Here is a 3,076-nt window from a genome sequence, read left to right as displayed (position 1 = left end):
AAATAAGATATAATATTATATAATATAATATATATATGTTATGGTGATAATTATGTCTAACCTATCCTTAGAACGCAATCAACTTAAACAAACCCTGAAAGAATTAATAATAGAACTGTTTTCAGAAAACAAAGAAGAATTTTCAGCTTTATTTACGGAAATAATTGAAGATATTGCCTTATCAAAAGCTATTGAAGAAGGAGAAAAAACAGAATTAACAGATAGAGAAACAATTTTGGCAATTTTAAACCAAAAACAATGAAAACCGAATTTAGGAAAAGTTTTGATTATTGATTTAAAACAAAAGTAACATCTGTTAAAACAGGATATATTGAATATTGGACTCCCAAACAAATTGACGCACCCAAGCAAATTGAAAGAGTATTAAAAGCCATGAATAATTAAAAAATACTTTTCAAACAATTAGTAGTATAATAATCCAAGATACTAAGGAGTTAATTATATGCAAATAAAACTTAAATCAAAAGTTGATGCACAAGGTAAATTATTGTTACAACTTCCCCAACAATTAGCCAATCAAGAATTAATAATTATTATTACTGATGCTTTTGAAGAGAAAATACCAACACCACAAGAATTAGGATATCCTGCGGATTTTTTTGATAAAACTGCTGGAAAGTGGGAAGGTGAGGTTTTAGTTAGAGAAAATTTAGTTGATTGCAATTTGTATTAATTTGTATTAATTTGTAGTATTAACCTTGTAGGGTGCGTTAGCGACAGCGTAACGCACCATATTAGTAATAACTTAAACTTCTATCTTCTCCTTACCTACATTCAAATTAACCACATCCTGCAACCGAGAAATTACAAAAGACTTCTCCAAATAAGACAACAAACCACCAGCCTTTGGACCTTTTTCTTTATTTAAAAAAGATAGATATAAAGCCTTAAAAGCCATTGGTTGTTGAACCCCTAACTCCTTAGTAGTCGAGAAAATTATAGTTTGTAATTCCTCAGCTTCCCAGTTACCAATATCCTGCAAATTCTCCATCAATTTTTGCAAATAAGCAACTTGTTCTGAATTTAAATCATGAGCTTTTTCAGGAACTTGTTCCAAATAGAGAACTAACTTGTCTTCCTCGTCAGCATAATCTTGTAACCACTTTTTAGCCGCAGAAATTCTTTGATCAATAATTTGTTGATCATACTCATTTAAAGGCTGTAAACTGCGTTGGACAACTTCTTCCTGAATATTTAAACGGGGAACTTGCAACAGAGAAATTAATGTACTAAAATCAAAAGGTTGGAAAGTTTTAATTTCATCCCCTAATTGGGCGTAAAATAAAGACATTAATTCCTCCGTTAATTCAGGAGCATGAGAATACTTATTAATTAAAGTATCGTAATCTCTAAATAACCGGGTAGTAGTTTCATAATTTGGTGCAAAATTAATTACTGTTTTCGGTTGAGTTCTTAACATCAAAAATCGCAATAATTCAGCAGGTAATAAATCAGCAATTTCCCTAGCACTCGAACCCACACCCTTAGAAGAACTCATTTTTGTCCCATTCACAAGAATAAATTCATAGGGAGAATGGAAAGGAGGTTGTTTTTGTAAAACCTTGCGACTAATAGCATTAGCAACATCACGAGAACCACCTTTTTGAGAATGATCCTTCCCTGCCATTTCAATAGTTACACCCAATATATCCCATTTAGCTACCCATTCAACTTTCCAAGGTAATTTACCATTACCATTAAAAGGAGAAACCCACCCGGAATGTCCACAACCTTTTACATAATCAACACCATCGGGTTTACAGGTGTAAAATACTTCTGAACCGTTATAATCTGTAGTGACAGTAGTAGCGATTTTACCGCAATTTTCACAAACAACTTGAAAAGGATACCAATTATTTGCACGTTCAGCTTTACTTACTTCCTTATAAGCTTCCCGCACTAAATGAGCATTTTTCAGGAAAATATCAATATGGGAATTAAGTTTTCCTGAACGATATAAATCCCGTAAAAAATACGTTTCTGGTTTAATTCCTAAATATGCAAAAATTTCAAAAAACTCACCAATAAAGTATTTAGCATAATCTTCCGCACCATCACCAGGAGAAGGAACATTACACAGAGGAAAACCCAAATAAGGCCGAAATTTTTCTTGATCTAAGTATTTAGGAACAGTATCCAGCGCATCATAATCATCTACACCATACAGAAATTTGACGGGCTTCCCTGCGTGTTTCAAAGCACGGTAAATAACGTCGTGAATAACCACACCACGCAAAGACCCAACGTGTACCCTTCCTGAAGGAGTCTTAGAATCATTAACTACTTGTTGACCTACTGCGTCAGCAGCAATTTTATCAGCCCAAAACATTTATCTTTTATTATTTCACAATTGCTCTATTTTAACTGCTGTTATGGCGAATAAAATCATTGTTCAATAAATTTGGTAATTGGTAATGGGTAATGGGTAATTGGTAATGGGTAATTGGTAATTGGTAATGGGTGATAAAATATACTTTAGAATAATCTCTGCTGCTTTCATTCGTAATAGATGAATGTAAAAACATTATAGAGAGATAAATTCTTAATTTATCTGAATTTAATTTTAGATTTTGTCTGAGTTATTCAATTTAAAATCTAAAATGGTCAGGTAATGATTTATAATCAGGGTTTTATGGACTGTATTCATTTGACGGGGATTCGCGGTTATGGCTATGTTGGGTATTTACCGGAAGAAAAGGTATTAGGACAATGGTTTGAGGTGGATTTGAAGTTATGGGTAGATCTGGCGGATGCTGCAAAAACTGATGCTATTAAAGATACAGTAGATTATCGTAGTGTTATTAGTTTAGTCCAAAACTTGCTGAAAACATCTAAATTTGATTTATTGGAAAGGTTGGCAGGTGCGATCGCTGATGCTATTCTTGAAGAAAGTAGTCTGACTACCCAAGTACAAGTTACTCTCATTAAACCTGCTGCACCAATTCCTGATTTTGATGGTAATATTCGCATTGAATTGACTAGAAGCAAATCAAATTTGTGAAGCAAATGTCTATTTTTTGGACTTGCTGAAGGAAAGTATGAATTTTTGTCACTG

4 protein-coding genes are annotated in these 3,076 nt (G+C 33.0%); 3 read left to right on the top strand and 1 reads right to left on the bottom strand.

Translation table 11 applies throughout. The features are described 5' to 3' along the window. Positions 1-52: 52 nt before the first annotated feature. Complete coding sequence (locus ACIR131C_RS0102120) at positions 53-262, top strand: hypothetical protein (RefSeq protein ID WP_028088877.1); 210 nt, start codon at positions 53-55, stop codon at positions 260-262. Between the two features lie 201 nt (positions 263-463). Further along, complete coding sequence (locus ACIR131C_RS0102115) at positions 464-694, top strand: hypothetical protein (protein ID WP_028088876.1); 231 nt, start codon at positions 464-466, stop codon at positions 692-694. Between the two features lie 72 nt (positions 695-766). Here the strand turns inward: ACIR131C_RS0102115 and lysS are convergent, their stop codons facing one another. Continuing rightward, positions 767-2,350 carry a lysine--tRNA ligase gene (gene lysS, locus ACIR131C_RS0102110; RefSeq protein ID WP_028088875.1) on the bottom strand — a complete coding sequence of 528 codons (1,584 nt, stop codon included), beginning with the start codon at positions 2,348-2,350 and terminating at the stop codon, positions 767-769. A gap of 303 nt (positions 2,351-2,653) precedes the next feature. Here lysS and folB point away from each other — a divergent pair, with 303 nt between their 5' ends. Then, complete coding sequence (gene folB, locus ACIR131C_RS0102105; protein ID WP_028088874.1) at positions 2,654-3,022, top strand: dihydroneopterin aldolase; 369 nt, start codon at positions 2,654-2,656, stop codon at positions 3,020-3,022. Positions 3,023-3,076: the final 54 nt, after the last annotated feature.

Origin of the sequence: Dolichospermum circinale AWQC131C, assembly GCF_000426905.1 — a bacterium.
Classification (GTDB): domain Bacteria; phylum Cyanobacteriota; class Cyanobacteriia; order Cyanobacteriales; family Nostocaceae; genus Dolichospermum; species Dolichospermum circinale.
This window is presented reverse-complemented; position numbering and strand designations above follow the sequence as displayed.

What these genes read in the sequence shown, in the direction of transcription:
- ACIR131C_RS0102120 (WP_028088877.1), top strand. Translation starts at nt 53, where the DNA reads ATGTCTAACCTATCCTTAGAACGCAATCAACTTAAACAAACCCTGAAA.
- ACIR131C_RS0102115 (WP_028088876.1), top strand. Translation starts at nt 464, where the DNA reads ATGCAAATAAAACTTAAATCAAAAGTTGATGCACAAGGTAAATTATTG.
- lysS (WP_028088875.1), bottom strand. Translation starts at nt 2,350, where the DNA reads ATGTTTTGGGCTGATAAAATTGCTGCTGACGCAGTAGGTCAACAAGTA.
- folB (WP_028088874.1), top strand. Translation starts at nt 2,654, where the DNA reads ATGGACTGTATTCATTTGACGGGGATTCGCGGTTATGGCTATGTTGGG.